The sequence below is a fragment of the Roseibium sp. TrichSKD4 genome (assembly GCF_000148725.1).
GTDB lineage: Bacteria > Pseudomonadota > Alphaproteobacteria > Rhizobiales > Stappiaceae > Roseibium.
In genome coordinates, this window is sequence record NZ_GL476311.1 from 160482 (window position 1) to 184410 (window position 23929).

Annotated in this window: 26 protein-coding genes and 2 pseudogenes; 20 read left to right on the forward strand and 8 right to left on the reverse strand. The window is 53.8% G+C overall.

Annotation, left to right across the window (positions count from 1 at the left end; all coding sequences use genetic code 11):
* Nucleotides 1-139 precede the first annotated feature (139 nt).
* Both TRICHSKD4_RS09270 and TRICHSKD4_RS09275 read right to left on the reverse strand, forming a co-directional pair.
* The gene (locus tag TRICHSKD4_RS09270; protein WP_009467258.1) at nucleotides 140-469 is read right to left on the reverse strand and encodes a hypothetical protein; all 330 of its coding nucleotides are present in this window, start codon (nucleotides 467-469) and stop codon (nucleotides 140-142) included.
* A 163-nt stretch (nucleotides 470-632) separates the two neighbouring features.
* Nucleotides 633-1235 (reverse strand): glutathione S-transferase family protein, encoded by a 603-nt coding sequence (locus tag TRICHSKD4_RS09275; RefSeq protein ID WP_009467259.1) that lies wholly within the window; start codon nucleotides 1233-1235, stop codon nucleotides 633-635.
* Between the two features lie 300 nt (nucleotides 1236-1535).
* Between TRICHSKD4_RS09275 and TRICHSKD4_RS09280 the strand changes: the two genes are divergently transcribed.
* The 3 genes from TRICHSKD4_RS09280 to TRICHSKD4_RS09290 all read left to right on the forward strand — a co-directional run bounded on the left by TRICHSKD4_RS09280 (nucleotide 1536) and on the right by TRICHSKD4_RS09290 (nucleotide 4666).
* Nucleotides 1536-2912 carry a D-alanyl-D-alanine carboxypeptidase family protein gene (locus TRICHSKD4_RS09280; RefSeq protein WP_208993053.1) on the forward strand — a complete coding sequence of 459 codons (1377 nt, stop codon included), beginning with the start codon at nucleotides 1536-1538 and terminating at the stop codon, nucleotides 2910-2912.
* A gap of 213 nt (nucleotides 2913-3125) precedes the next feature.
* Nucleotides 3126-3422, forward strand: a complete 297-nt coding sequence (locus TRICHSKD4_RS09285; protein ID WP_009467261.1) for a hypothetical protein — start codon at nucleotides 3126-3128, stop codon at nucleotides 3420-3422.
* A gap of 80 nt (nucleotides 3423-3502) precedes the next feature.
* Nucleotides 3503-4666 carry a GTP-binding protein gene (locus TRICHSKD4_RS09290; protein ID WP_009467262.1) on the forward strand — a complete coding sequence of 388 codons (1164 nt, stop codon included), beginning with the start codon at nucleotides 3503-3505 and terminating at the stop codon, nucleotides 4664-4666.
* 3 nt (nucleotides 4667-4669) lie between these two features.
* Here the strand turns inward: TRICHSKD4_RS09290 and tesB are convergent.
* Nucleotides 4670-5543 (reverse strand): annotated as a pseudogene (gene tesB, locus TRICHSKD4_RS09295) (acyl-CoA thioesterase II).
* Between the two features lie 137 nt (nucleotides 5544-5680).
* On the opposite strand from tesB, the gene TRICHSKD4_RS09300 reads away from it, so the two are divergent.
* The 11 genes and pseudogenes from TRICHSKD4_RS09300 (at nucleotide 5681) to TRICHSKD4_RS09345 (ending at nucleotide 14123) form a co-directional block, all read left to right on the forward strand.
* The gene (locus TRICHSKD4_RS09300; RefSeq protein ID WP_009467265.1) at nucleotides 5681-6919 is read left to right on the forward strand and encodes a ubiquinone biosynthesis hydroxylase; all 1239 of its coding nucleotides are present in this window, start codon (nucleotides 5681-5683) and stop codon (nucleotides 6917-6919) included.
* A gap of 22 nt (nucleotides 6920-6941) precedes the next feature.
* Nucleotides 6942-7796 carry an SDR family oxidoreductase gene (locus TRICHSKD4_RS09305; RefSeq protein WP_009467266.1) on the forward strand — a complete coding sequence of 285 codons (855 nt, stop codon included), beginning with the start codon at nucleotides 6942-6944 and terminating at the stop codon, nucleotides 7794-7796.
* Between the two features lie 62 nt (nucleotides 7797-7858).
* Nucleotides 7859-8053, forward strand: coding sequence for a twin transmembrane helix small protein (locus tag TRICHSKD4_RS09310; protein WP_009467267.1), 195 nt, complete (start codon nucleotides 7859-7861; stop codon nucleotides 8051-8053).
* A gap of 52 nt (nucleotides 8054-8105) precedes the next feature.
* A complete protein-coding gene (locus tag TRICHSKD4_RS09315; protein WP_009467268.1) occupies nucleotides 8106-8681 on the forward strand; it encodes a cob(I)yrinic acid a,c-diamide adenosyltransferase in 576 nt (191 codons plus the stop codon).
* A 39-nt stretch (nucleotides 8682-8720) separates the two neighbouring features.
* Nucleotides 8721-9401: a rhomboid family intramembrane serine protease gene (locus TRICHSKD4_RS09320; RefSeq protein WP_009467269.1), complete on the forward strand. Its 681-nt coding sequence runs from the start codon at nucleotides 8721-8723 to the stop codon at nucleotides 9399-9401.
* Nucleotides 9402-9632: 231 nt separating this feature from the next.
* Nucleotides 9633-10382: an electron transfer flavoprotein subunit beta/FixA family protein gene (locus TRICHSKD4_RS09325; RefSeq protein ID WP_009467270.1), complete on the forward strand. Its 750-nt coding sequence runs from the start codon at nucleotides 9633-9635 to the stop codon at nucleotides 10380-10382.
* A 24-nt stretch (nucleotides 10383-10406) separates the two neighbouring features.
* Complete coding sequence (locus TRICHSKD4_RS09330; RefSeq protein WP_009467271.1) at nucleotides 10407-11339, forward strand: electron transfer flavoprotein subunit alpha/FixB family protein; 933 nt, start codon at nucleotides 10407-10409, stop codon at nucleotides 11337-11339.
* 145 nt (nucleotides 11340-11484) lie between these two features.
* Complete coding sequence (locus tag TRICHSKD4_RS09335; RefSeq protein WP_040616675.1) at nucleotides 11485-12366, forward strand: 3-hydroxybutyryl-CoA dehydrogenase; 882 nt, start codon at nucleotides 11485-11487, stop codon at nucleotides 12364-12366.
* 10 nt (nucleotides 12367-12376) lie between these two features.
* Nucleotides 12377-13392 (forward strand): annotated as a pseudogene (locus TRICHSKD4_RS09340) (AMP-binding protein); the annotation flags it as partial.
* Between the two features lie 174 nt (nucleotides 13393-13566).
* Nucleotides 13567-13860, forward strand: coding sequence for a hypothetical protein (locus TRICHSKD4_RS32280; protein WP_371256751.1), 294 nt, complete (start codon nucleotides 13567-13569; stop codon nucleotides 13858-13860).
* Between the two features lie 59 nt (nucleotides 13861-13919).
* Nucleotides 13920-14123, forward strand: a complete 204-nt coding sequence (locus TRICHSKD4_RS09345; RefSeq protein WP_009467275.1) for a hypothetical protein — start codon at nucleotides 13920-13922, stop codon at nucleotides 14121-14123.
* Nucleotides 14124-14136: 13 nt separating this feature from the next.
* Here the strand turns inward: TRICHSKD4_RS09345 and TRICHSKD4_RS09350 are convergent, their stop codons facing one another.
* Entirely contained in the window at nucleotides 14137-14673 is a 537-nt protein-coding gene (locus TRICHSKD4_RS09350) for a DUF3592 domain-containing protein (protein ID WP_009467276.1), read from the reverse strand.
* A 77-nt stretch (nucleotides 14674-14750) separates the two neighbouring features.
* Nucleotides 14751-15305 carry a DUF3592 domain-containing protein gene (locus TRICHSKD4_RS09355; RefSeq protein WP_009467277.1) on the reverse strand — a complete coding sequence of 185 codons (555 nt, stop codon included), beginning with the start codon at nucleotides 15303-15305 and terminating at the stop codon, nucleotides 14751-14753.
* Between the two features lie 528 nt (nucleotides 15306-15833).
* Between TRICHSKD4_RS09355 and TRICHSKD4_RS09360 the strand changes: the two genes are divergently transcribed.
* Together TRICHSKD4_RS09360 and TRICHSKD4_RS09365 are read left to right on the forward strand one after the other, a co-directional pair.
* Nucleotides 15834-16094: a hypothetical protein gene (locus TRICHSKD4_RS09360; RefSeq protein ID WP_009467279.1), complete on the forward strand. Its 261-nt coding sequence runs from the start codon at nucleotides 15834-15836 to the stop codon at nucleotides 16092-16094.
* A 37-nt stretch (nucleotides 16095-16131) separates the two neighbouring features.
* Nucleotides 16132-16338: a hypothetical protein gene (locus TRICHSKD4_RS09365; protein ID WP_009467280.1), complete on the forward strand. Its 207-nt coding sequence runs from the start codon at nucleotides 16132-16134 to the stop codon at nucleotides 16336-16338.
* Between the two features lie 90 nt (nucleotides 16339-16428).
* On the opposite strand, the gene TRICHSKD4_RS09370 is transcribed toward TRICHSKD4_RS09365, so the two are convergent.
* Entirely contained in the window at nucleotides 16429-17094 is a 666-nt protein-coding gene (locus TRICHSKD4_RS09370; protein WP_009467281.1) for a TlpA disulfide reductase family protein, read from the reverse strand.
* A 42-nt stretch (nucleotides 17095-17136) separates the two neighbouring features.
* On the opposite strand from TRICHSKD4_RS09370, the gene argH reads away from it, so the two are divergent.
* The 4 genes from argH (at nucleotide 17137) to TRICHSKD4_RS09390 (ending at nucleotide 22880) form a co-directional block, all read left to right on the forward strand.
* The gene (argH, locus tag TRICHSKD4_RS09375) at nucleotides 17137-18531 is read left to right on the forward strand and encodes an argininosuccinate lyase (RefSeq protein ID WP_040616605.1); all 1395 of its coding nucleotides are present in this window, start codon (nucleotides 17137-17139) and stop codon (nucleotides 18529-18531) included.
* 86 nt (nucleotides 18532-18617) lie between these two features.
* Nucleotides 18618-18845: a lipoprotein gene (locus TRICHSKD4_RS09380; RefSeq protein WP_009467283.1), complete on the forward strand. Its 228-nt coding sequence runs from the start codon at nucleotides 18618-18620 to the stop codon at nucleotides 18843-18845.
* 41 nt (nucleotides 18846-18886) lie between these two features.
* The gene (lysA, locus tag TRICHSKD4_RS09385; RefSeq protein ID WP_009467284.1) at nucleotides 18887-20161 is read left to right on the forward strand and encodes a diaminopimelate decarboxylase; all 1275 of its coding nucleotides are present in this window, start codon (nucleotides 18887-18889) and stop codon (nucleotides 20159-20161) included.
* Between the two features lie 139 nt (nucleotides 20162-20300).
* A complete protein-coding gene (locus TRICHSKD4_RS09390; protein WP_009467285.1) occupies nucleotides 20301-22880 on the forward strand; it encodes a TIGR02302 family protein in 2580 nt (859 codons plus the stop codon).
* An 86-nt stretch (nucleotides 22881-22966) separates the two neighbouring features.
* Here the strand turns inward: TRICHSKD4_RS09390 and TRICHSKD4_RS09395 are convergent, their stop codons facing one another.
* Together TRICHSKD4_RS09395 and hpt are read right to left on the reverse strand one after the other, a co-directional pair.
* A complete protein-coding gene (locus tag TRICHSKD4_RS09395; protein WP_009467286.1) occupies nucleotides 22967-23362 on the reverse strand; it encodes a response regulator in 396 nt (131 codons plus the stop codon).
* Nucleotides 23363-23364: 2 nt separating this feature from the next.
* The gene (gene hpt, locus TRICHSKD4_RS09400; protein WP_009467287.1) at nucleotides 23365-23928 is read right to left on the reverse strand and encodes a hypoxanthine phosphoribosyltransferase; all 564 of its coding nucleotides are present in this window, start codon (nucleotides 23926-23928) and stop codon (nucleotides 23365-23367) included.
* Between the last annotated feature and the right edge of the window lies 1 nt (nucleotide 23929).

A 23929-nucleotide genomic window follows, 5' to 3' on the forward strand; every position in this document is an offset into this window, starting at 1 on the left:
TCAACGTTAGGTGAATGGCATTATTATCAATGGTTTTAATAGGTATTGATTATGTGGGTTGATTACTGGGGTGAACTGCTAGTCAAAGCGAGTACGAACAGGGGCTGAAAAGCCCCCATCGTAGAAGGCGCGCCTTTTACTAGCGAAGTCGGATGACACCGCCGCGGTCGGTTCCGGCATTCCGATAATTCGGGTCAGAAACCACCTCGGTTCCGAAAGATGGCGACTTTTCGACTTGCGTCAAAAGTGTGTGCCATTGGCTGCCGTGGTCAGCGTAGATTTTGGATTTGGAATAAGTGTTTTGTGTGCTGGCAGCTTTTGGTGCCGGGATCGAATTGCCTGAAAGGTCGACAATTACGCCGCCGCGGTCAGTTCCAAGATTCACAAGGCCTGCAGCTTGGGTAGCAGTGCCAATTGTTGCCAAAGCGAATGCCAAACCGGCAACTTTCAAAGTGGATTTGATGGTCATGATCTTTTCCTTTCCTCATTGTCCCAGGAGGTCTGCCCCCGGTACCAAATGAGTTGGGAATTGGTCAGAACACGTTCAAATCAACTGGCAGCGAGCCATAATCTCTTTTTCCTCACGTAGCGGTGAGTTGGTCGTGTACTTAGGTTTTGAACACACTTGCTCTTTAATCGTTCGTGAGGGTTGCCACCATTTTTTCATAGGCGGGCCGGTCACGCAGGCGTTTGAAATAGTCATAGACTGCACCTGACTTTGGAAGGTCAAACTTCGCGAACACCGCCCAACCGCCGCAATGTCCGATGATAATGTCAGCGATGGTCATTTGCTCGCCCATGACATAAGGGCCGTCACCGAGCCGAATTTCCAGAACTTCCAGTCCCTTCTGAAACTCATATTTGCAGACTTCCTTTATCTCGGGCACACGAAGGGTTTCGGGGTGGACAAAAGTGTTCTTTGCTGCGGTCCACAGCGCTCCTTCAAGCACATCAACGGCTAATTGGGTGAAGCTATCTTGAAGAGCGCGCTCGCCGGTTCCTGCCGGATAGGTAAACTGCTGATGTTTGTCTGCCAGATAGGTGCAAATTGCAACAGACTCACTCACCACAAACTTGCCGTCCATGAGAACGGGAACCCGCCCCGACGGATTGAGCGAGCGAATGGTCTCAGATTGCGGCATTTGTGGATCGATCTCATATGGCAGACCAAGCTCCTCCAAAAGCCAAATGACCCGCATGGCGCGTGTGCGCGGAAACCCGACGATCTTGTACACTTTACCCTCCCAGTCCTTCTTTACGGAAAATGCTACACTTGATGTGCTGAGATGTCAGGCCGTCATTGGCATGCCTTATTCTCATGTTTCGTAATTGCCACAAAATCAGGTGCTGAGTGCTTGGCAAGGGCAACTGACAACGTTAGCTGGGCCGTGGTTTACGAGAACAAGGTCTGATAGATTCAGATCGTGCTGGTCAGCATGCGCCGGTAGTTCCTTTGCAATTTCGGGTCGTAATCTGCTAGGTTGCTGCAATTGGTTCCAAGTGTTCGATGCCGCGTTTTCCGTTGGGGACAGAGAGTGACATATTTCAGAGTTCAGTCGCCGAAGGCCGTTTTGTTTGCCAGTTTGTTCGGTTTGTTTTGTTTTTTTCTGTCTTCTCCAACAAAGGCGGAGATTGGCGCTCATATCCTCATTGACGCCAAGAGCGGCGATGTCCTTTACGAACGTCAATCAACCCGAAAATGGTACCCGGCATCCCTGACAAAAATCATGACGGCTTATGTCACCTTGAAAGCCGTTCGGGACGAACGGATCACGATGACTTCGCCGGTGGTCCAGTCTAAAAATTCGATTTCTGAGCCCCCCAGCAAGATGGGATTCAAGGTTGGAACACAGCTGACGGTGGATGCGGCGCTAAAGATCATCATGATTAAATCTGCAAATGATGTGGCTGTCGCATTGGGTGAGGCCGTATCAGGCTCGGAAGCGGCTTTCATTGCGGAGATGAACCGCGAGGCCAAGCGTTTGGGTATGAGGAATACGCGGTTTGTTAATCCGCATGGTCTGCCGGACAATGCTCAGGTTTCAACGGCTCGTGACATGGCCCTTTTGGCGCGGGCCTTCTGGTATGACTTTCCTGAAGCAAGGCAGATCTACAAGTATCCGGGGATTAAATTTGGCAGGAAACCACTGCGCTCGGCCAACCGGTTTTTCCTTCAGAGGGTGCCCGGGGCCAACGGTATGAAAACCGGTTACATCTGCAATTCGGGTTACAATGTTGCGGCGACGGTTACACGCCGGGGGCGGACATTGATTGCTGTGGTGCTTGGCGCACGGTCTGGGCTTGAACGTACAGCTTTAACTCGTGAACTGATGGACAAAGGCTTCAAGAAGCGCGGGTCTCGGACAAATGTGGCGTCGCTCACCGGGTCTAGCGGAAATCCGCCAGCTGATGGATATTGTCGCCGGAACAAAAAGCCGGGTGTTGAAGCCATGATGGCGCGGTTTGACATGCAGCCGAAGGCAAAGCGCGGATTTTTGTCGGCGCTGGCGCCCACGGATGATCCGGGGTCCGTTTTAAGGCCGGGAACAGCCGCAGTTAGCAAGAAGAGTCCCGCCAGTGCCATGGATTCAGTGACCCTGCCAAACGGCAAAACAGATTGGAATGCTGTTCTTGACCGAACAATAGGCCCAGAACGACTGGAATACCGACCGATCACTGTGACAACGGGGGTTCCACGGGGCGCTGCTGTTGTCGCACGTTTGCCCGCTGACGATGTTCCGTTGCCGACAACAAAGCCCCGGTTGGCGCAAGCTGCCGTTGTTGCTGATCAGGCTGCTCAAGTTCAGGCCGAAGAAGTAAATCCGCAGGCGGCAGCGCAACCTGCATACGGTTCGTTGTTCAGAAAAGGCAAGGGATTCGCCGTTCCGGTGCCCACACCAAGTCCGCGATAGTCTCCGTAAAACAACCTATGAGATTAAGTTTCAGCTCATCGAAACTAAAAGTATTCTTTTTTGACTTTAAATATATTTTAACTGTTAAAATTAAGAGTGCTTTTACGGAAAAGTATTGTGTCCCGTTCAAAATTTGAGATCAAATCGTATTAATCTCGAAATTCGGTTTATTACCGGGAACAATTCAATACCTGCTGCCAGAAGAGCTGCGATATGCCAGAACCGAAATCTACGGCTACGATTGTTGCCCTTGCTGACCTTGCAGACTTTTCTGCCGATCAGCTCGAGAATGGTCACTCTGTTGATAATGTCATCGCCTTGTTGCGCCGGGCTGCGATAGCTGTCCGTGAAACAGTAGACCTGCCACCGGAAGAATCCGAGTTGGTGGCTGCATTTGAACCGGTTGTTATCAGCAATACGGATGAGATCGAAGAAAGTGCTGCCTCGGCTGAGGATGGCGAAGAGGCGGCAGAAGACGTGACGAAGGAAGCAGAGCCGGTTTCTGCCTGACACGAAGACCACTGGATTTCACGTTCAACAGGCCTTAGGTGAAGACCAATCGTTTTTGGTTCCAGCCGGGATGTGAGTCCATGACCTCCTCAAATACCAACGCGCCGAAAAAACGTGGTCCCAAGCCGCTCATCCCGCTGTCCGTCATTACAGGATTTCTGGGATCTGGCAAAACCACGTTGCTCAATCAAATCCTGCAAGACCCTGAAATGGCCGACACGGCGGTCATTATCAACGAGTTTGGCGAAATCGGGCTGGATCACCTTTTGGTAGATCAGGCGAGCGATGGTGTTCTGGAGCTGTCATCCGGCTGCTTGTGTTGCACCATTCGCGGAGACTTGGTCACAACCCTTGAGGACCTGTTGCGGCGTCTGGACAATGGCCGCATGGAAAAGCTCTCTCGCGTGGTGATTGAGACCACAGGTCTGGCTGACCCTGCGCCAATCCTACATACGATCATGCTGCACCCGTATTTGGCGCTTCGCTATCGTCTGGAAAGTGTTGTGACGCTTGTGGATGCCGTCAATGGTCTGGAGACTCTCTCAGCGCATGAGGAAGCTCGCCGACAAGTGGCAGTCGCTGACCGTTTGGTCCTCACCAAAACCGATTTGCTGGAGGGCAAGCCGATTAACGAAATGCGGCCTCTGTTTGACAGGCTTGCCGGTTTGAATCCGGGCGCTCTTCGTCTTGATGCCCAGCAGGGTGAGGCCACGCCGAAGCGTTTGTTTGATGCCGGTCTGTATGATCCGACAAGCAAAATTCCCGACGTTGCCAAATGGTTGAATGCGGAGGCGTTCGAAGACGGGCATTCTCATGATCACCATCATGGACATCATCACGACCATCATCATGATGTTAATCGGCATGACGATAAGATCCGCGCCTTCACCCTTTCAACGGAACGGCCGATCCCCGCTTCTGGGCTGGAAATGTTTCTGGATTTGCTGAGGTCGGCGCATGGTCCAAAGCTCTTGCGAATGAAAGGGGTCGTTCAGATCTCCGAAGACCCGGACCGTCCGGTTGTCATCCACGGCGTTCAGCATGTGTTTCATCCGCCCGCAACGTTGGAACACTGGCCGGACGGAGATCGCCGCACCCGTATGGTGTTCATTACTTATGATTTGCCGGAAGGCTTTATTCGTCGGTTGTTTGATTCGTTCTCTAACGCTCTTCAACCCGATCTGCCTGATGCCAAGGCGATGACAGACAATCCGTTGGCGATTTCCGGCTTTAAGGGACCGTGAAACTCACGCGTCCGGTTTTTTGCGCAGACGGATCAAGCCTTCCTGTGCCGTGGAGGCTACAAGCTCGCCACTTTCAGTGAACAACATGCCCCGGTTCAGGCCCCTTGAGCCGCCGGACAATGTGCTGTCCGTGGCATAAAGCAGCCACTCATCCGCTTTGATCGGTTTGTGGAACCACATGGAATGATCAAGGCTGGCGGCCTGTATCTTCGGGCTGAAAACGGATGTGCCGTGGGGAAAGAGAGATGTGTCGAGCAAGGTCATGTCCGACGCATAGGCCAGGACACATTGGTGAATGCGCTCATCTGCAGGCAATTCGCCGGTTGCCCGCACCCAGACATACTGCTGGGGGGGGAAGTTTTTCCTTGCTGAAATAGTGCGTGAGATCAATCGGTCTCAATTCAATGGGGCGCTCCCTCTCCCAGTACTTTCGGACATTTTCCGGCGCGACAGACAGGAATTTTTCCTTGAGGTCTGCCTCTGATGGCAGTTGGTCCGGCTTGGGGACGTCCGGCATGTCGATTTGATGCTCCAGCCCTTCCTCGCGCAGCTGGAAGGAGGCGGACATCGAAAAAATCGCCTGGCCGTGCTGAATGGCTACAACCCGACGTGTTGTGAAACTGCCGCCATCGCGGATACGATCCACATCGTAGATGATCGGGACGGACGGATCGCCCGGTCGGAGAAAATATCCGTGCAGGGAGTGAACTTGTCGCTCTTCGACGACGGTTCGGGATGCGGCAACCAAAGCCTGCCCGATCACCTGTCCTCCGAAAACCCGCTGCCAACCCACCTGCGGACTGCGACCACGAAACAGGTTTTCTTCCAGCTTTTCCAGATCCAGAATTTCCAGAAGTGTATCGATGGCTGTGTTCATCTTCGCAATCCCTGCTACATAGACATGAAAGGCAGCGTGTATAACTGATTTGCAATTGGTGCTGCAGTCTTGGACGGGAGTTGACGTTAAAGTCAAGCGCCCATCGGAAAAGGGCTAATTCGCCCGGGAGTTGAGACATGGCGAAACCGAATACCCCTCAACGGGTCTTTGATGTGGTGATTGCCGGCGGCGGATATGTGGGAATGTCCCTGTCGCTCGCGCTCAAAACGGCTGACCGGGAAATGTCTGTTGCTGTTATTGATCCCAAGCCGATGTCCATTCTTGACAAGGATCCGCGCGCTTCTGCCATAGCGGCGGCGGCCAGCCGTCTTCTGGACCAATTGGGGATTTGGGAAGGAATTTACTCAAGTGCGCAACCAGTCAACGAGATGATTGTGACAGACAGTCGCCTTCGTGATGTGGTGCGTCCGGTTTTCCTGACCTTCGATGGTGAAGTGACCGATGGAGAACCCTTCGCGCATATGGTTCCAAATGGCGTGATGCTGCCTGCGCTATATGAAAAGGCGGCTGCTTTGGGTGTCGACTTCATCGCACCAGATAGCGCCACCACATTCAAATCATCCCCTGACGATGTGTCTATCACCTTGTCGAATGGCGAGAGCGTAACGGCAAAGCTGCTCGTCGCCGCTGATGGTGTTCGTTCAAGGCTTCGAGATCTGGCTGGCATCAAAACCGTGCACTGGGACTACGGCCAATCCGGGATTGTAACAACAGTCCGCCATGAACGCCCGCATGGCGGCCGTGCTGAAGAGCATTTCCTGCCAGCAGGTCCATTTGCTGTGCTGCCATTGGCGGGAAACCGGTCGTCGCTGGTCTGGACGGAAAAGACCCTTGATGCCGAGCGCTTGGTTCGGGGTGATGAATTTACCTTCGAGATTGAACTGGAGCGGCGCTTCGGACACCATTTGGGCAAGGTGGAGTTGGATGGTGCGCGCCACGCATATCCTTTGGGCCTGCGACTTGCGCGGGATTTTGTCAAACACCGGTTTGCGCTTGTGGGCGATGCGGCACATGGCATCCATCCAATTGCAGGTCAGGGCTTGAATCTTGGCTTCAAGGATATCGCCGCGTTGGCCGAAGTTCTTGTCGAGGCTCGACGGCTGGGGCAAGACCTTGGCACGTTGGATGTGCTTGAGCGCTATGAGAAGTGGCGGCGGTTTGATACCTTCCAGATGGGTGTCGTTACCGATGTGCTTAATCGGCTGTTTTCAAACGACCTTTCAGTGGTTCGTGCGGTGCGTGATTTCGGTCTTGGGCTGGTTGACCGTATGCCGTCTTTGAAGTCACGCTTCATATCCGAGGCGGCTGGGTTGGCCGGGCCGACACCGCGCCTGTTGTTGGGCGAAGCCATTTAAGGTCGATGCGATGAGGAGCGACATGGCCAAGCAAAATCGCACGATCCTGATCACAGGATGTTCGTCCGGGATTGGGCTTGAAGCTGCGCGATTGCTCCGTGGTCGAAACTGGAGGGTCTTTGCGTCAGCGCGTAAAGAGAGTGATGTTGAGGTCTTGAAAGAGCAAGGCTTTGAAGCGTTTCTTCTCGACTATGAAGATCCGGACAGCATTCGCGAGACAGCTGAGGCGGTTTTGTCCCTTTGTGACGGCAAGCTGGATGCGCTCTTCAACAACGGGGCATATGCTGTTCCCGGCGCGTTGGAGGACATGCCCGTCGACGCGCTGCGGACTCTGTTTGAAGCCAATTTCATTGGTTGGCACGATCTCACCCAACGGGTCATCCCCGCGATGAGAACCGCTGGTGGGGGACGCATCGCTCAGTGCTCATCCGTTTTGGGATTTGTGGCGCTGAAATATCGCGGTGCCTATACGGCATCAAAATTTGCGCTTGAAGGCTACACCGACACGCTCCGGCAGGAGCTGAAGGGATCCGGTATTCATGTCAGTCTGATTGAACCTGGTCCGATAGACACGCGATTTACCCCAAATGCATTGGCCCAGTTTGATAAATGGATCGGTCCGGAAGGTCTGGAACGCTCCGAGCATCGTAAGACTTACGAGAAGCGCCGCATTCGCATGGAGGCTGGAGAGCCGGGGCCGTTTAAACTGCCCTCCTCCGCCGTCGTTAAACGGTTGATTCATGCAGTTGAGGCGAAACGACCTAAGGCGCGCTATTTTGTCACTGTCCCCACAAGTGTGATGGCTGTGGCAAAACGGGTGCTGCCAACGTCGCTCATGGACAGGTTATGTATCCGTGCTGCGGACGCTGAAGAATAAACTCAAGTGGAGCTGCTGATTTTGCACGCTGTGCAGGATCGAAAGCTGAACCAGGAATAAAAATGGCTGCACTCTTCGATATTCTCGTCCCTGTTGGAATGGCTGCTGTTGCCATTGTTCTTATAATGGGCATTTGGAACATGATGCGCGGTGGGTCTGCCAACCGGTCCCAGTCGCTGATGCGCTGGCGCGTCGGTTTGCAGTTTCTGGTGGTTGTCCTTGTCATGTCCGGGCTCTATTTCTTCGGCGGACAATAAACAAACACAACAAATCGACCGTTGAAACGGTGTTTGGATTTCTGGGGGCAGCATGGTCGTTCTGAACAAGATTTATACAAAAACCGGTGATGACGGCACGACGGCTCTCGGGACCGGAGAGCGTCGGCCGAAAAATGATCTTCGGGTGGAAACCTATGGAACGGTTGATGAAACAAACTCAGTCGTTGGGCTGGTCCGCCTCCACACCACTGGACACCTTCACGAAGTCGATGCAGTTTTGAACCGTGTTCAAAATGATCTTTTCGACTTGGGGGCAGATCTGGCAACTCCTGAATCCGATAAGGACCTTGGATACGAGCCTTTGCGGATGACACCTCAGCAAGTCAACGCACTTGAGGAGGCTATTGATACGTTCAACGCTGATCTTGAGCCACTGAGGTCATTCGTTCTGCCCGGTGGAAGTGCAGCATCTGCACATCTTCACTTGGCGCGCACGGTTGCGCGGCGGGCTGAGCGTTTGATGGTCCATTTATCCGAGGTCGAAAAGATCAACTCTTGCGCTGTTCAATACATGAACCGCTTGTCGGACCTCTTTTTCGTGTTGTCGCGTTTTCTGAATGCCAAGGGCGAAGACGACGTGCTATGGGTTCCTGGTAAAAACCGCTAGGGTGACGGCGGTTTCCTGAACCGCTTCTATCCTGGCCTCATGTTTGTTCCATTATACGATCACAATCGTCTTGATCACGTTACACGCCCTTACGTGAATTATGCGTTCATTGGCGTAAATGTGATCATTTTTGCTGTTCTGCAACGCTTTGGTTTGGGTGAAACGGCCACCGCTTCAGCCTATTCTCACGGCTTGGTGCCAAGTGTGTTTTTCGAGATCAAGGAGCTGCCAGCTGAGCTGCAGGTCCTGCCGGATTATGTCTCGATTTTCACCTATGCCTTTCTTCATGGCGATGTCTGGCATTTGGGCGGGAATATGTTGTTCCTCTGGGTGTTCGGCGACAACATCGAAGACGCGCTGGGCCATGTCCGTTACTTTTTCTTCTACCTGCTGTGCGCTGCCGCTGGCGGGTTGTTTTATACCCTCGCCAATTTCGGGTCTGATGTTCCTCTGGTTGGCGCGTCGGGTGCGGTGGCCGGGGTTGTTGGGGCTTATCTCGTCCTGCATCCCAAGGTGATGATTTGGGTGCTTGCCCTTGGTCGTTTCCCTGTGCCAATTCCTGCCGGATTGGTTCTTGGCTTCTGGGTCGGTTATCAGGTTTTCAATGCCGTTTTCGGGCCAGAAAGCCACATTGCTTGGTCGGCACATATTGGAGGAATTCTGGCTGGCTGTTTGCTGGTGGTTTTCATGCGTCGACGGGGCGTTCAATTGTTTGACTGAGGCCAGTTTTGCACTCACTCATACTTCAAGCTTCGGGCTTCTTGGGAGGCGCGATAAAATGAAGCGTTTCCGTTAGGCGATCATTGACACATGCTGCGAGGGTGATTACCGTCCCGCGGCATGCGCTATATTTGGCCGAAAACTGCCGTTTATAACAAGTTGAACTTGTTGAGGTTTCGCCAAATGACGCGGTGCGGCAGGCCCGCCCGACCATCGAAAGGTTGAGACGTAATGAAGATCCTCGTGCCCGTGAAGCGGGTGATTGACTATAACGTAAAGGTCCGTGTGAAGGCGGACGGTTCCGGTGTCGATCTTGCCAATGTCAAGATGTCCATGAACCCGTTTGACGAAATTTCCGTCGAAGAAGCTCTGCGGCTGAAAGAAGCTGGCAAGGCTACGGAAGTGGTTGTGGTTTCCATCGGGCCGAAAAAAGCGACGGAAACGCTGCGCACAGGTCTTGCCATGGGTGCAGATCGGGGCATCTTGGTTGAGACGGATGAAACGGTTGAGCCGCTTGCTGTTGCCAAAATCCTGAAGAGCATTGTTGAAGCGGAAGAGCCGGGTCTTGTCATTGTCGGCAAGCAGGCGATTGATGACGACAGCAATCAGACTGGTCAGATGCTGGCTGCGCTTCTGGGATGGGCTCAAGGTACCTTTGCGTCCAAGGTTGATCTTGGTGATGGCACCGTTGATGTGACCCGCGAAGTTGATGGCGGTCTGCAGACCATCAAGCTCAAGATGCCGGCCATCGTCACCACTGATCTGCGTTTGAACGAGCCGCGTTTTGCGTCTCTACCGAATATCATGAAGGCGAAGAAAAAGCCGATTGATGAAAAAACTCCGGCTGATTTCGGGGTAGATATCACGCCGCGCCTCAGTGTCGTGAAAACGGAAGAGCCGCCGGTCCGTCAGGCTGGTGTGAAGGTTGAGTCCGTTGCCGAGCTGGTTGACAAACTCAAGAACGAGGCTGGCGTCCTTTAAGGGCCCGTCACAGGAGGATAGAACATGACAACACTTCTTGTGGCCGAGCATGCTGGTGGTGCGCTGAATGAGGCAACCGCCAAGGCCCTGACCGCCGCCGTAGCGCTTGGATCTGATGTCCATATTCTGGTTGCTGGCAAAGACGTAAAGCCGGTTGCCGAAGCTGCTGCAAAACTTGACGGCGCTTCCAAGGTTCTGGTTGCCGAAAGTGATGCTCTGGAGCATCAACTCGCCGAACCAATGGCATCGCTGATCGTTGAACTTGCCGCCAATTACGACGCTGTGGTTGCTGCTGCAACTGCGAACGGGAAGAACACGCTACCACGCGTTGCTGCTCTTCTTGATGTGATGCAAGTCTCTGATATCACCGCTGTTGTCGATGGTGAGACATTTGAGCGTCCGATTTACGCCGGTAACGCACTCCAGACTGTGAAGTCCTCTGACCCCAAGAAGGTCATCACCGTTCGTACAGCTAGCTTTGCCGCTGCCGGTGATGGTGGATCGGCTGCGATTGAAGATGTTTCAGCTGGCAGCGGATCAGATCTTTCCTCCTTCGTGGGCGAAGAACTGTCCAAGTCCGACCGTCCGGAACTGGCGTCGGCCAAGATCATCATCTCTGGTGGTCGTGCGCTGGGCTCGGAAGAAAAGTTCCAGGAAGTCATCATGCCGGTCGCGGATGCGCTCGGTGCAGCTGTTGGCGCGTCCCGTGCGGCAGTTGATGCCGGCTATGCTCCGAACGACTGGCAGGTTGGCCAGACCGGTAAGGTTGTAGCTCCTGATCTTTATATTGCTTGCGGCATTTCCGGTGCCATCCAGCACCTTGCAGGCATGAAGGATTCCAAGGTGATCGTTGCGATCAACAAGGACGAGGAAGCCCCGATTTTTCAAGTGGCGGATTATGGCCTTGTGGCGGATCTCTTTGAGGTGCTTCCGGACCTGAAAGCGGCTGTCGAATAAACTGTTCGACGGAGTTATTGAAAATTTTCCTGCAGGCGGACCGGTTTTCGCCTGCAGGTTCTTGTCGTGATGGCAAAGACTTGCCAAAAATACCACGACGGTGATGGTCGTTGGGGCCATCCATCAAGGATCGGATTATGTGGATATGGTGATGGAGATCAAAAAAGTCGGCATTATTGGTGCGGGTCAGATGGGCAATGGTATTGCTCATGTGTGTGCTCTTGCCGGCTATGATGTGGGATTGGGTGACCTGTCCATTGATCGGATTGAATCCGGTCTGGCCTCCATCAATGGCAACATGGCACGTCAGGTGCAAAAGGGCTTGATTACAGAAGAGCAGCGCACCGGCGCTCTGGATCGGATCAAACCGGCCCAGGATCTTGATCTTCTGAGTGATGCAGATTTGGTGATTGAATCTGCGGTCGAGAATGAGTCCGTTAAACGGAAGATTTTCTCTCAGTTGTGCCCGATCCTGAAGCCGGAAGCCATTTTGGCAACCAACACCTCGTCCATCTCCATTACTCGGTTGGCCGCGTCCACGGACCGGCCAGAGCGCTTTATCGGTATTCACTTCATGAACCCGGTTCCGATCATGGAGCTGGTTGAACTGGTGCGCGGAATTGCGACAGAAGATGAAACGTTTGAAGCTTCCAAACAGTTTTGCGACCGTTTGGGCAAGCAAATTGCTGTTGCCGAAGATTTCCCGGCCTTCATGGTCAATCGCATTCTGCTGCCGATGATCAACGAAGCGATCTACACGCTTTACGAAGGTGTGGGATCCGTTGACTCCATCGACAAGGCCATGAAACTGGGTGCAAACCACCCGATGGGCCCGCTGCAACTGGCCGATTTCATAGGCCTCGACACCTGTTTGTCGATCATGCAGGTGCTGTATGAAGGTTTGGCGGATACCAAGTATCGTCCATGCCCGCTTCTGGTGAAATATGTTGAAGCTGGATGGCTTGGCCGGAAGACACAACGCGGTTTCTACGATTATCGCGGCGAAGAGCCGGTTCCGACCCGCTGATCATTTCCTGATGAATCTGGCCCGATACTGCCTGGAAAATGCCTCACCGGCTCCTGATCGGACCGCGTTGGAGGTGGTTGGGCCAGAGGGAATATCGCTTGAAAGCTGGTCTTATGGAGATCTTACGCGAACTATATTGAGCATTGCTCGTGGATTGGAAATGCATGGCTTGTCGCGCGGTGATAGGGTTTTGCTGCGTCTGGGTCATTCAAGCGATTTTCCGCTGATGTTTTTCGGGGCCATTGCTGGTGGTTTTGTCCCGGTTCCGACGTCCGACATGCTGACGTCTCAAGAAGCTGAGCAAATTTATTACGACAGTGGTGCCGCGCTTGTGGTTCACGACGGCAAGACGGCTTTGCCGACAAGCGCATCAGCCCTTTTGGGGCCCGACGACCTTGTAGCGCTTAAATCAGGTGAACCGGATGCATTTGCGGACACTGGTCCGGATGACCCGGCCTTTCTGATTTACACATCTGGTACCAGCGGAACACCGAAAGGCGTTCTTCACGCGCAGCGGGCAGCAGCAGCGCGAGCGCCAATGTATCAGGGATGGTACGGCATAAGCCCATCTGACAGGCTTTTGCATGCCGGTGCGTTCAACTGGACTACACGATGGGTGTGGGGTTGATGGACCCCTGGGCGAATGGGGCGACCAGCCTTGTCTATTCCGGACCCCGCGATCCGGATATCTGGCCTTCCCTGCTTGAAAGACCAAGCAACATTATTTGCTGCCGTCCAAGTCTTTATCGGCGCATCATGAAATATGGCGATGTCAATCGGGACTCCTTTCCAGCGCTGCGTCATGGACTGACCGCCGGTGAAGCGTTGCCCGGTCTTTTGTTTGTGCAATGGCAAGACCGAACGGGCCGTCCGCTTTTTGAAGCGCTCGGCATGAGCGAGATTTCAACTTACATCTCAAGCAGCCCCTCTACACCGCCACGTGCCGGATCGCCCGGGCGACCTCAAGAAGGTCGTAAGGTGGCCATCTTGCGCGAAGAGACGGAGCAGCCGGAAGAGGCTGAAGATGAAGAAATCGGCTTGCTTGCCGTTCATCGGAGTGAGCCGGGTCTCATGCTTTCCTATTGGGAGCGGCCGGATGAAACCAGGAGAGCCTTTTGGGGCGACTGGTTTTTAACTGGCGACAGAGCAACCCGGGATGGCGATGGCTATTACTGGTATGAAGGGCGGACAGATGATGTCATGAACGCCTTTGGATACCGTGTTGCGCCGGAAGAGGTGGAGCGTGTTCTGGCCTCCCATCCCGCGGTCTCTGAAGTGGCAGTGGTAGCGCGTCCTGTTCGGGACGGGGTATCATTGATCACCGCATTTGTGGTGCGAGTCAGGCCGGAATTTGATGATGAAACCGCACTTGCAGAGTTTGCGGTAAAGCATCTGGCCGAATACAAGCGCCCCAAGGTCTATGAGTTCGTTGACGCGCTCCCGCGCACCCCGTCCGGAAAGCTCAAGCGACGGGCGCTTCTTGACCAAGCGTGAGGCGTTAACAGGGAATTAAGATCAGTATGGCAATCTTAAATGGTTCGCTGGAGGGATCGATGTCCGTTGAAAGCCTAGCACTTTCTTATGTCGCTACGCAGCAAGCCCAAACGGGACAGGCGCTGCAGACAGCCATGTTGAAGCAATCTGCTCAACAGGACGCGAACCTTGTTGCCATGCTAGAGGCAGGTGCTCAGAGCCTCGAAGCCACGCAAGCTGCCCCTCCTCCGGGCCTTGGGACGCAAGTGGCTGTAACCGCCTGACACTCGTTTAGATTTACTCACTTGGTGCCTGCGTTTTAATCGGTATTTTTCCCGCAAATACGACCAGCAAGACGCCAATTGTTGCAAACAGACCTCCCAATCCGAAAAAGATGTAAAGGAAGAAACTGGAAATTTCGGGATCGAGATAGGCTTCGGTTGGATCCTTTGGATTCGCATAGGCTAGCACCTTAGACCCGACTTGGTATTGATTGACAATGCTCTGCGCCCAAATTGGACTGTTCGAACTGGTTTGAAACCGGCTGACCGTATCCCGCAGTACTTTTTGTCCGTATACTCTGTAGGAGAATGTAATCAGGGGTCGATACATGACGTCGTTATCAGAGTCGCGAAATCGAATAACTTCGGCGTTCTCGATCATCACTTCTTGTCTGGGCCATTCAGCGACCTTCTTTGTTTCACTGTCGAGAAACCAGGCAACGCCGAATAAGATTGATCCAACGATTGTAAAAATGGCTCCGACAAGGCGAAGGACAAATTTTGGGTCCCCACCATTTTGTGTCGAAACAGACCAGCGTTTTTTAATACGCACGAAAACAGCTCGTAAAAAATAAAAAGAACATGTCGCAACGTAAAGACTGTCACTCTCTGCCCGTCAATCTCTTTTGCTCAACGCCTAAATAATCCAACGACCGCAGCAAGTCCGATCATCACCATGCCGATGCCAATAAAAATATTGTAGGTCAGGCGGCTGCCATAAACCCTTAGATAGGCGTCAGCTGGGTCATCGGGGTTGACATAGGCCTTGTGGGAGGAGCCCGGAGCAAAGCTCTCCCTTTCCTTGTCGGCAACGGGTCTGGAATTTGTCTGGAAGCCGTATGGGGAAAGCCGGGTGCTTTTGTAGCTTTTGCTGTCAACCTGATAGCTGAAACTGACATGCAGCCGGAAGAGATCGGCTCGGTCAGTGTTTCTGATTTCTTCAATTTCAGCCGTCAGGACCTTTGCGTCCACTCGGGGCCAATTCACGATTTTGGTTTCAGTCTGCTGGACTCCAAACGTAAACAGAATGACGAATATGCCGCCAAAGAAAAGGATGAGGCGGGGGATGAGATGCGATTTGGAGGAAGGGGTCCCACGCCGACGGTTGGATGTTGGCATTTGGTGATTGTCCCGGCGGCGGGGTTCGGTGTCTTTGTTGGTTTTTGTCCGACGATGCCAAGGCATTTGGAATCTCTATGGAGTATTTGGGTTTCGTGAGCTGTAGGTGAGTTAGATCACATCTACCCAAGCTTGGATCAGTTTGATGGAGCAGATTTTTCCGGCCAACAAGAAGAAGACCACAGAATGATGCCCGTGCATCATTCGAGGATTTCGACGCAGATGGCCTGGAGAAGGTGCCCAAGCATGCCAGAAGTAACACTCTTCCAGAGATGGAACCATTTGAACTTGGTTTTGTTCGCCCTGACGATGGCGCCTTTGCCTTGTGGTGGGACGCACCACGGCGTCAAACGCGCCATCGTCAGCCCGAACACTCCCAGCGTTCAAACGGCTCAAGGTTGAGTGGAGGTGCTCTAGCCTAAACAACAAGCAAAACAATACGAAAGCCAAATATAGATAAAATTTTATTCAATTATTTTGTATTTGGTATATAAGCAAAAAACTATCAATCTAAATATACGTTACGTCATCATTGTTATTTACGATTCCCCTGAGACACTTAGGTCTAGTAGTATCCAAGAATTGGAGCTCTAAATGACCGAAGCGGTGTCAGGAAACAGAAGTTTCGCCGTTGATTACTCGTCGAGCCGCGAACGAAATTCGAATCCGATCGAACAGATAGAACGATTTCGGACGGAGAGAAAAGAAAATGTCGCAGAAACTGTCGGGCGTCAGGCCGACTTCAGCACGAGCCGGGCAGAAGCCCTCTCCCGTCAGGCTGAGCAGCTGGAAGAGCGCGCGCAGCGTCGCCTCGAGAGCAAAGGTCTCGGACGCAACCTCGATATCACGGTCTGATCGAGGTTTTGCAGCAATGCCATAGGAGTGAAGAGTTATGGCAGGTATTGAAGGAACTGGATCAGCGGCCCAAAGCGCCGCCAATGTTCGCAGCGAACTGGCTACGAATGCAATCCGAGAGCAAAATCAACAGGAGCGTCAAGTCGCATCCCTGCTGGAGAAAGCTCAAGATACAAATGAACAGCAAAAACGCGAGACCCGCGAAATTCCGGGCCTCGGGCGAGCGGTCGATATTTCTGTTTAGTCTTCGGCGCCTCTTGCGAAGACGTTATGGGACTGCTCCGATGGTCCCCTCCAAAACTTTTGCCCTGCATGTCGAACATGCAGGGTTTTTTTAGTTTTCCCGCTGCACGGTCATCGCAGCGGTAATGAGGTCTTTTGCCTCATTGGATGCCCATTCCGCCGGACCGTACATCGTCCCGACTTCACATCCGCTTGGGCCGACCAGAATTGTGGTTGGTAGGCCTGTTGCCCTTGCCTTCGCGCGAAGGTCTTTCAAAATCCCGTTTGAGGAATCGTGATAGTAGGTGAGATCTGTTGCCCCAACTTCTTTCAGAAAGGCTTTTGGCTTTTCCGGCCCGCCCCGGTCCAGATTGATGGCTACAACTTCAAAATCATCACTTCCCATTTCGACTTGAAGCTCATTGAGGGCGGGCATTTCCTTTCGGCATGGCGCGCACCAGGTGGCCCATAAATTGACAAGAACAGTGCGATTGGCAAAGTCAGCCATCCGCACCGGTTCGTCGTTCGCCCCTTTAAAAACCAGTTCATCGAGCTTAAGTGGGTTCTGTGCCGGCAAAAATGCGGCCACTTCGCCCTTGGAAAATGGTTTGGCCGCTTTGGCAGCTGCCAGTTCAACCGTACAGCTTTGCGCATTGCTGATATTGCCACCAGGGGCCGCTATCACGTATACCGCCGCAGCGGCGACAGCAGCACCGGCAAGGCCAGCGATAATCGTTCTGCGTTTTGTGCCAGATCCGGTTTCAGTCGGCTTCGTCATTCTATTTCGTCCTCGCAAGGGGCAGAGGTTAAGGGACAGGGCATGAGCAATCGCATGTGGGGCGGCCGGTTCGCCGAAGGACCAGATGCTATCATGGAGGAGATTAACGCCTCCATCGATTACGATCGCAAATTATATAAGCAAGACATTGACGGCTCGAAAGCCCATGTTCGCATGCTCGCAGACCGGCAAATTGTCGCGTCCGACGATGCCGATAAGATCGTTCAAGGTCTAGACACGATCCTGTCAGAGATCGAAGGCGGCGATTTCAAGTTTTCGCGTGCGCTTGAAGACATTCACATGAATGTTGAAGCACGTCTGGCGGAGCTGATCGGCCCGGCTGCCGGTCGTCTTCACACGGCTCGGTCTCGGAATGACCAGGTGGCCACAGATTTCCGCCTTTGGGTGCGTGATACGCTGGACACACTGGACGAGCAGCTGACCGATCTCATGCAGGCATTGGCTGAAAAGGCCGAAGCGCATGCAGGCGATGTTATGCCAGGCTTCACGCATCTGCAGTCTGCCCAGCCGGTGACTTTTGGTCATCACCTTCTGGCCTATGTGGAAATGTTTGCACGGGACCGCGGCCGCGTGCGCGACGCTCGCAAGCGAATGAATGAGTGTCCGCTTGGTTCGGCTGCGCTTGCTGGAACGTCTTTCCCGATTGACCGCAAAATGACCGCAGAAGCGCTGGGCTTTGATCGCCCGACGGCCAATTCGTTGGACGCGGTATCTGATCGTGATTTCGTTATCGAAGCCTTGTCTGCGGCTTCACTGGTTGCCATGCATTTGTCACGGTTGGCAGAAGAAATCGTCATCTGGTGTTCCGCGCAGTTCGGTTTCGTGAAGCTGTCGGACAAGTTCTCGACTGGCTCATCGATCATGCCGCAGAAGAAAAATCCGGATGCCGCTGAACTCGTTCGGGCAAAAACAGGCCGGATTTATGGTTCGCTGCAGGCACTTCTTGTGATGATGAAGGGTCTGCCGCTGGCCTATTCCAAGGACATGCAGGAAGACAAGGAGCAGGCTTTTGACGGGCTTGCCAGCACGTCTTTGGCTCTCGCTGCCATGACGGGTATGGTCAAGGATCTTGAGCCGGTGACCAAAGCCATGAAGAAAGCTGCCGGGTCCGGTTACTCCACGGCTACGGATCTTGCTGATTGGCTGGTGCGGGTTCTTGGTCTTCCCTTCCGCGATGCCCACCATGTGACGGGAAAGATTGTTGGGCTTGCAGTTGAAAAGGGTGTTGAACTCCACAAGGTCTCATTGGAAGAGATGCAAGAGGTCGAGCCAAAGATCACGCAAGATATCTTTACGGTCTTGTCCGTGGATAAATCTGTTCGCAGCCGGACGAGCTACGGCGGCACATCCCCGGTTAATGTCCGCAAACAGGCGCGCAAGTGGCTCAAGGAGCTGGAAAAGGCCAACAAGGCCTGAGGATGTCAACTTGCAGGCTTGTCGTAACCGGCAAGCCATGCGAGGAGTTGAGCCAAGACATCGGGTTGATCTGTTGAGGAAGTGGCATGTCGGAAAAATTTGGAACGCGGATCGTGTTGGCCTGCGCAGTTGTGGCGGCTTTGGCTGTCTCGGGCTGCGGTCGAAAGGCCCCGCTGGATGTTCCGACAGCCAAGCCGGTTGAAACGGCCCCTGCCACGAACGATGGCCCGGTAACAGCAGAAAGTCAGGTTAATACGCCAGAAGAGCCTGTGACCTCTTCCAACGGCTTTATTCTGGACGCTCTGATCCGCTGAATTTCTGGCGAAGTTAAGCCAAGCCAAGCAGGACACTCTCCGTGCATCATTTCCAATACAAGAACGGCACACTTTTCGCCGAAGACGTCTCGGTTGAGGCAATTGCCGAAGAAGTTGGCACACCGTTCTATTGCTATTCGACCGCTACGCTGACCCGGCACTATGAGGTCTTTTCCTCTGCCTTTGTCGGGATTGATACGCTGGTTTGCTATGCCATGAAGGCAAACTCAAATCAGGCTGTGCTTCGCACCTTGTCCGATCTTGGGGCGGGCATGGATGTTGTCTCTGAAGGGGAACTCCGGCGGGCGCGTGCAGCTGGTGTTCCAGCAGACCGGATCCTGTTTTCCGGTGTCGGCAAGACAGAGGCTGAACAGGCGTATGCGCTGGATGAGGATATCCTGTGCTTCAACGTTGAATCCGAACCGGAACTCGACCAGCTTTCTCGTGTCGCAAGCCAGATAGGCAAGACAGCGCGTGTGTCGCTGCGGATCAATCCAGATGTTGATGCCAAAACGCATGCGAAGATTTCAACGGGCAAGGCCGAGAACAAGTTTGGCATCTCCTGGCGTCGTGCGCGGGAGGTCTATGCCCATGCTGCAAAACTGCCGGGTATTCAGGTGTCCGGCATCGACATGCATATTGGTTCCCAAATCACCGAATTGCAGCCCTTTGATGATGCGTTCGGACGTTTGGGTGAGTTGATTGCCGATCTTCGCTCCGATGGTCATGCAATTGATCACATCGATCTGGGAGGCGGTCTCGGAATTCCTTATGTGGCGGATAATGATCCGCCACCGCATCCGGATGCCTATGCGCAAGTGGTCAAGAAGCATGTCGACAAGCTCGACTGCAAGATCGTCTTCGAACCGGGCCGGTTGATTGCTGGCAATGCGGGCATACTGGTTTCCAAGGTCATTTACCTCAAAGAAGGCGACGACAAGCACTTCTTGATCGTCGATGCCGGGATGAACGACCTCATTCGTCCAACGCTTTATGATGCTTATCATGAGGTTCGCCCCGTTCGCGAACCGGCGGATGATACTCCGCGCATGACAGCCGATGTTGTGGGTCCAGTTTGTGAAACCGGTGATTATCTTGCCCAATTGCGTGAGTTGCCGCGCCTTCAATCGGGTGATTTGATCGCCGTTTATTCCGCTGGTGCTTACGGTGCGGTTCAATCGGGCACCTATAATTCGCGCCCATTGATTCCAGAGGTCCTTGTCAATAAGGACGAGTTTGCGGTCATTCGCCCCCGGCCTTCCCTTGATGAAATGATCGGAATTGACCGGATTCCGGACTGGCTTACGCGATCTTGACTGAATATGAGGGCACTTTTGCTCTCCTTTGCCTTGCCCCCGGCGGCATCATGCCTCACCTTATTGGGTGTGACCGGTGCCGCTGGCCCTTGCGTGTTTCTTGAGGGCTCAGCCCTGACACGTGAGATGGAGACGGTTTTTGACCCGCGAAGCCAACGACCCAGAGATGTCCAAGCCGCGCCTTGATGCGCAATCCATTACGCAGCGCTTGAACCGTATTATCGGCCAAAGCCGGTTGGCATTGTTCGTGGAGCGGCTGTGGCGCGGTGTGTTTCCCGGAATTGTTGTTCTCTCCTTCTTTGTTGGTTTGTCTTGGTTGGGTGTCTGGACCCTTCTGCCGGGATGGCTGCGTGTTCCGATCCTTCTGGCGTTCCTGGTGGGGTTAGTCTGGTCTTTGAAAGGGGTGCGAAGCCTAGCTTGGCCAACCCGCGAAGAGGCACTTGCCCGCATTGAAACAGACAGTGGTGTCGACCACCGGCCCTTGACGTCTTACGAGGACGATTTGTCCTTTGGCGGGAATGATCCGGCCAGCCGCGCGTTGTGGTCACTTCACAAGAAGCGCCTGGAAAACAAACTCGATCAGATGCGGGCCCGTGCTCCGAATCCGAAGGCCTATCGGCTTGACCCGTTTGCGATGAGAACAGTTGCCACAATGCTCTTGGTGGTTGGTTTTTTTGCCGCAGGTAACCAGCATTGGAGCCGTTTGGGAACAGCCTTTGAAAATCCATTCAAAGAGGAAAGCATCCCAACGCGTCTGGATGCATGGGTTACTCCGCCGCTCTATACAGGCGAGCCGCCGGTTTACCTTACAGGCGAAAGCGCAGCCTTGCGTAAGCCGGGCGTGCCAGTCTCCGTGCCTGAAGGGTCCGTTGTTACAGTACGGGCTCAGGGTTATAGCGATCTTCTGGTTGAATTTGCTGATGCTGCGAGTGGTGGTCGCTCTCCGGTGCTTCCGCCGGAGGCAGAAGGTGTCGATGTTGACCGTCCGGATCTTCCCTATGAGGTGGAAGTGACACTTGATGCGTCGGGAACTGTCGATCTGGTTCGGGGAACTGAAATCTACAAGCAGTTTGCGTTTTCTGTTCGCGCTGATGACGCGCCGGAAATCCGCCTGACGGACGATCCGGAAGAACAGCTCAGCGGGGCTTTGAAGTTCTCTTATCTGGTAAAAGACGACTATGGCGTTGTTTCTGCAGAGGGAAAACTCTCACCTGCTCCAGAAGCTCTGCGTAGCGGCAAAACACCGCTTCCACTGGTTGAAGCCCCTCAGTTTCCACTGTCCCTTCCTCCTGTGACCGGGACTGCGAAAACAGGCGAGACCATTCGAGACCTGACATCGCACCCATGGGCTGGGCTTGAAGTTGATCTCGTGTTGTCGGCCCGCGATGAAGCGGATCAGGAAGGAACATCTCCAGCTTATCGCCTGACCTTGCCACAACGTCTCTTTCGAAAGCCGCTTGCCCGGGCCATTGTGGAGCAGCGCCGGGATCTTGCGCTAGATGCAAACAATCATCTTCAGGTGATTACCGCCTTTGATGCCTTGATGCTGGCACCGGAAAGCTTCGGTGTAGAGCCACGTGTCTATCTCGGGATGGATTTTGCCTATCGGCAGGTCATCGCTGCTTCCACGGACGACGAGTTGAAAAACCTGTTGCCCGTTCTGTGGGATTTGGCACTGACAATCGAAGATGGTGACCTTTCAATGGCTGAGCGGGCGCTGCGAGATGCTCAGGAAGCCCTCCGCAAGGCGTTGGAAGAAGGGGCGAGCGACGAGGAGATTGCCCGTCTTACTCAGGAGCTGCGCGAAGCGCTTAATGAGTATATGCAGGCTCTTGCGGAGCAGATGAAGCGCAACCCTCAAGCCATGCAGCCGTTTAACTCCAATCAGCAGTCCATGTCTCAGCAAGATCTGTCGGAAATGTTGGATCGGATTGAGGAACTGGCGCGCACCGGCTCGCGGGACGCTGCGCGGGAGCTGCTTGCCCAGATGCAGCAGATGCTGGAAAATCTGCAGGCTGGCCGTCCGCAGATGATGCCGCCGGACGGCATGGACGGTGAAATGATGGAAATGCTGAATGAACTCAGCGAAATGATCCAGAAGCAACAGCAGCTTATGGATCAGACCCATCAGTTCAATCAGCAACAATCTCCCAATGGGCAGCAACAACAGGGCCAGAACCGCCCGGGCCAGCAAGGTCAGCAGCAACCCGGCCAAGGCAATCAAATGACCGCCGAGCAACTTCAGCAGATGTTGGACCAGCTCCGTCAGGGGCAGGGCAATCTTGCGCAGCAGTTGCAAGAGCTGATGGATCAACTTGGCCAAAATGGTGTCGGTGAAAATCAGGCATTGGGTGAAGCGGGTAAGTCAATGGGTGATGCCCAGCAATCGCTTGGTGACGGCCAAGGCGAGCAGGCGCTTGGTCAGCAGGGGCAGGCATTAGAATCGCTTCGTCAGGGCGCGCAGGGTCTTGCAGAGCAGATGATGGGTCAAGGCAATGGGCCCGGAATGGCCCAAGGCCCGTCTCCACGCGATGAGGATCCACTGGGCCGGCCACGTCGCTCGGAAGGACCGGACTTTGGCAATCGTGTAAAGGTGCCTGATGAGATTGATGTGCAGCGGGCCCGTCGAATTCTAGAAGAGTTGCGCCGCCGGTTCTCTGATCCGAGCCGCCCTCAGATCGAATTGGACTATCTTGAGCGGTTGCTGAAACGTTATTGATGCAGACCGACTTTCCAAGGTCCAGCCAACAAAAAACCCGGCCATTGGCCGGGTGAACCTCTTACCCATCACCGATTGGTGACGGTTCAGGCGTAACGCCGTGTCTCTTCTGGCATATTGCCAGCAAGGGCGACGCGAACTGCCTTGCGAATGTCTGCCAGAGAAAACGGCTTGGTGATGATGTCCTGAACAAGACTGTCCAAACCATTGGCCCGTTCTCTTTGATCGGCAAACCCGGTCATGAGAAGGATTGGAAGATCGGGAAAATCCCGCGCTGAATGCAGAGCCAGCGCAATACCGTCCATCACCGGCATCTTGATGTCAGACAAGAGCAGGTCGAAATTGCCTTTGTTGCGGGTGAGTGCTTCCACGGCCTCGCCGCCGTCCTCGACAGCTTCGACCTGATGGCCATCCAGCTCCAACGCCCGTTTTACAAAGCTGCGAACGGCTTCGTCATCTTCAGTCAGAAGAATGCGTGCCACATTCACTCTCCCTTACTTTCCTCGGCTCCGTCCGTTTCCGGTTGGACCACATACCCGATAAAGGGCAACTGTCTCCAGGCGTGACCCATGTCCATGCCGTATCCAACGACAAACTTGTCCGGACAGGCAAAGCCAACGAAATCGGCAGATATCGCGGCTTTTCGGCGTTCCGGTTTATCCAGCAAGGCTGCGACTTGCACGGACCGGGCACCACGTCCCAACAAACGGTCACGAGCGAACTTGAGTGTTCTGCCTGATTCGAGGATATCATCGACCAAAATGATATCTCTCCCGTTAACATCACTCTCTACATCGCGAAGGACCCGGACTTCTTCGGATCCCACAGTTCCCGCACCGTAACTGGAAAGATGGATAAACTCCATCTCCGGCGCAAGACCTGCACGGTGCATTTCGCGCACCAAATCGGCTGCGAAAATAAAACTGCCCTTCAATACAGCCACAACAAGGAGATTTTGTGGTTCTGTTCGGGCGATTTCTTGAGCAAGGTCAGAAATTCTGGTTGCGATGGTCTGTTCGTCGAAGAGAATATTGATGTTTGGTGTCATG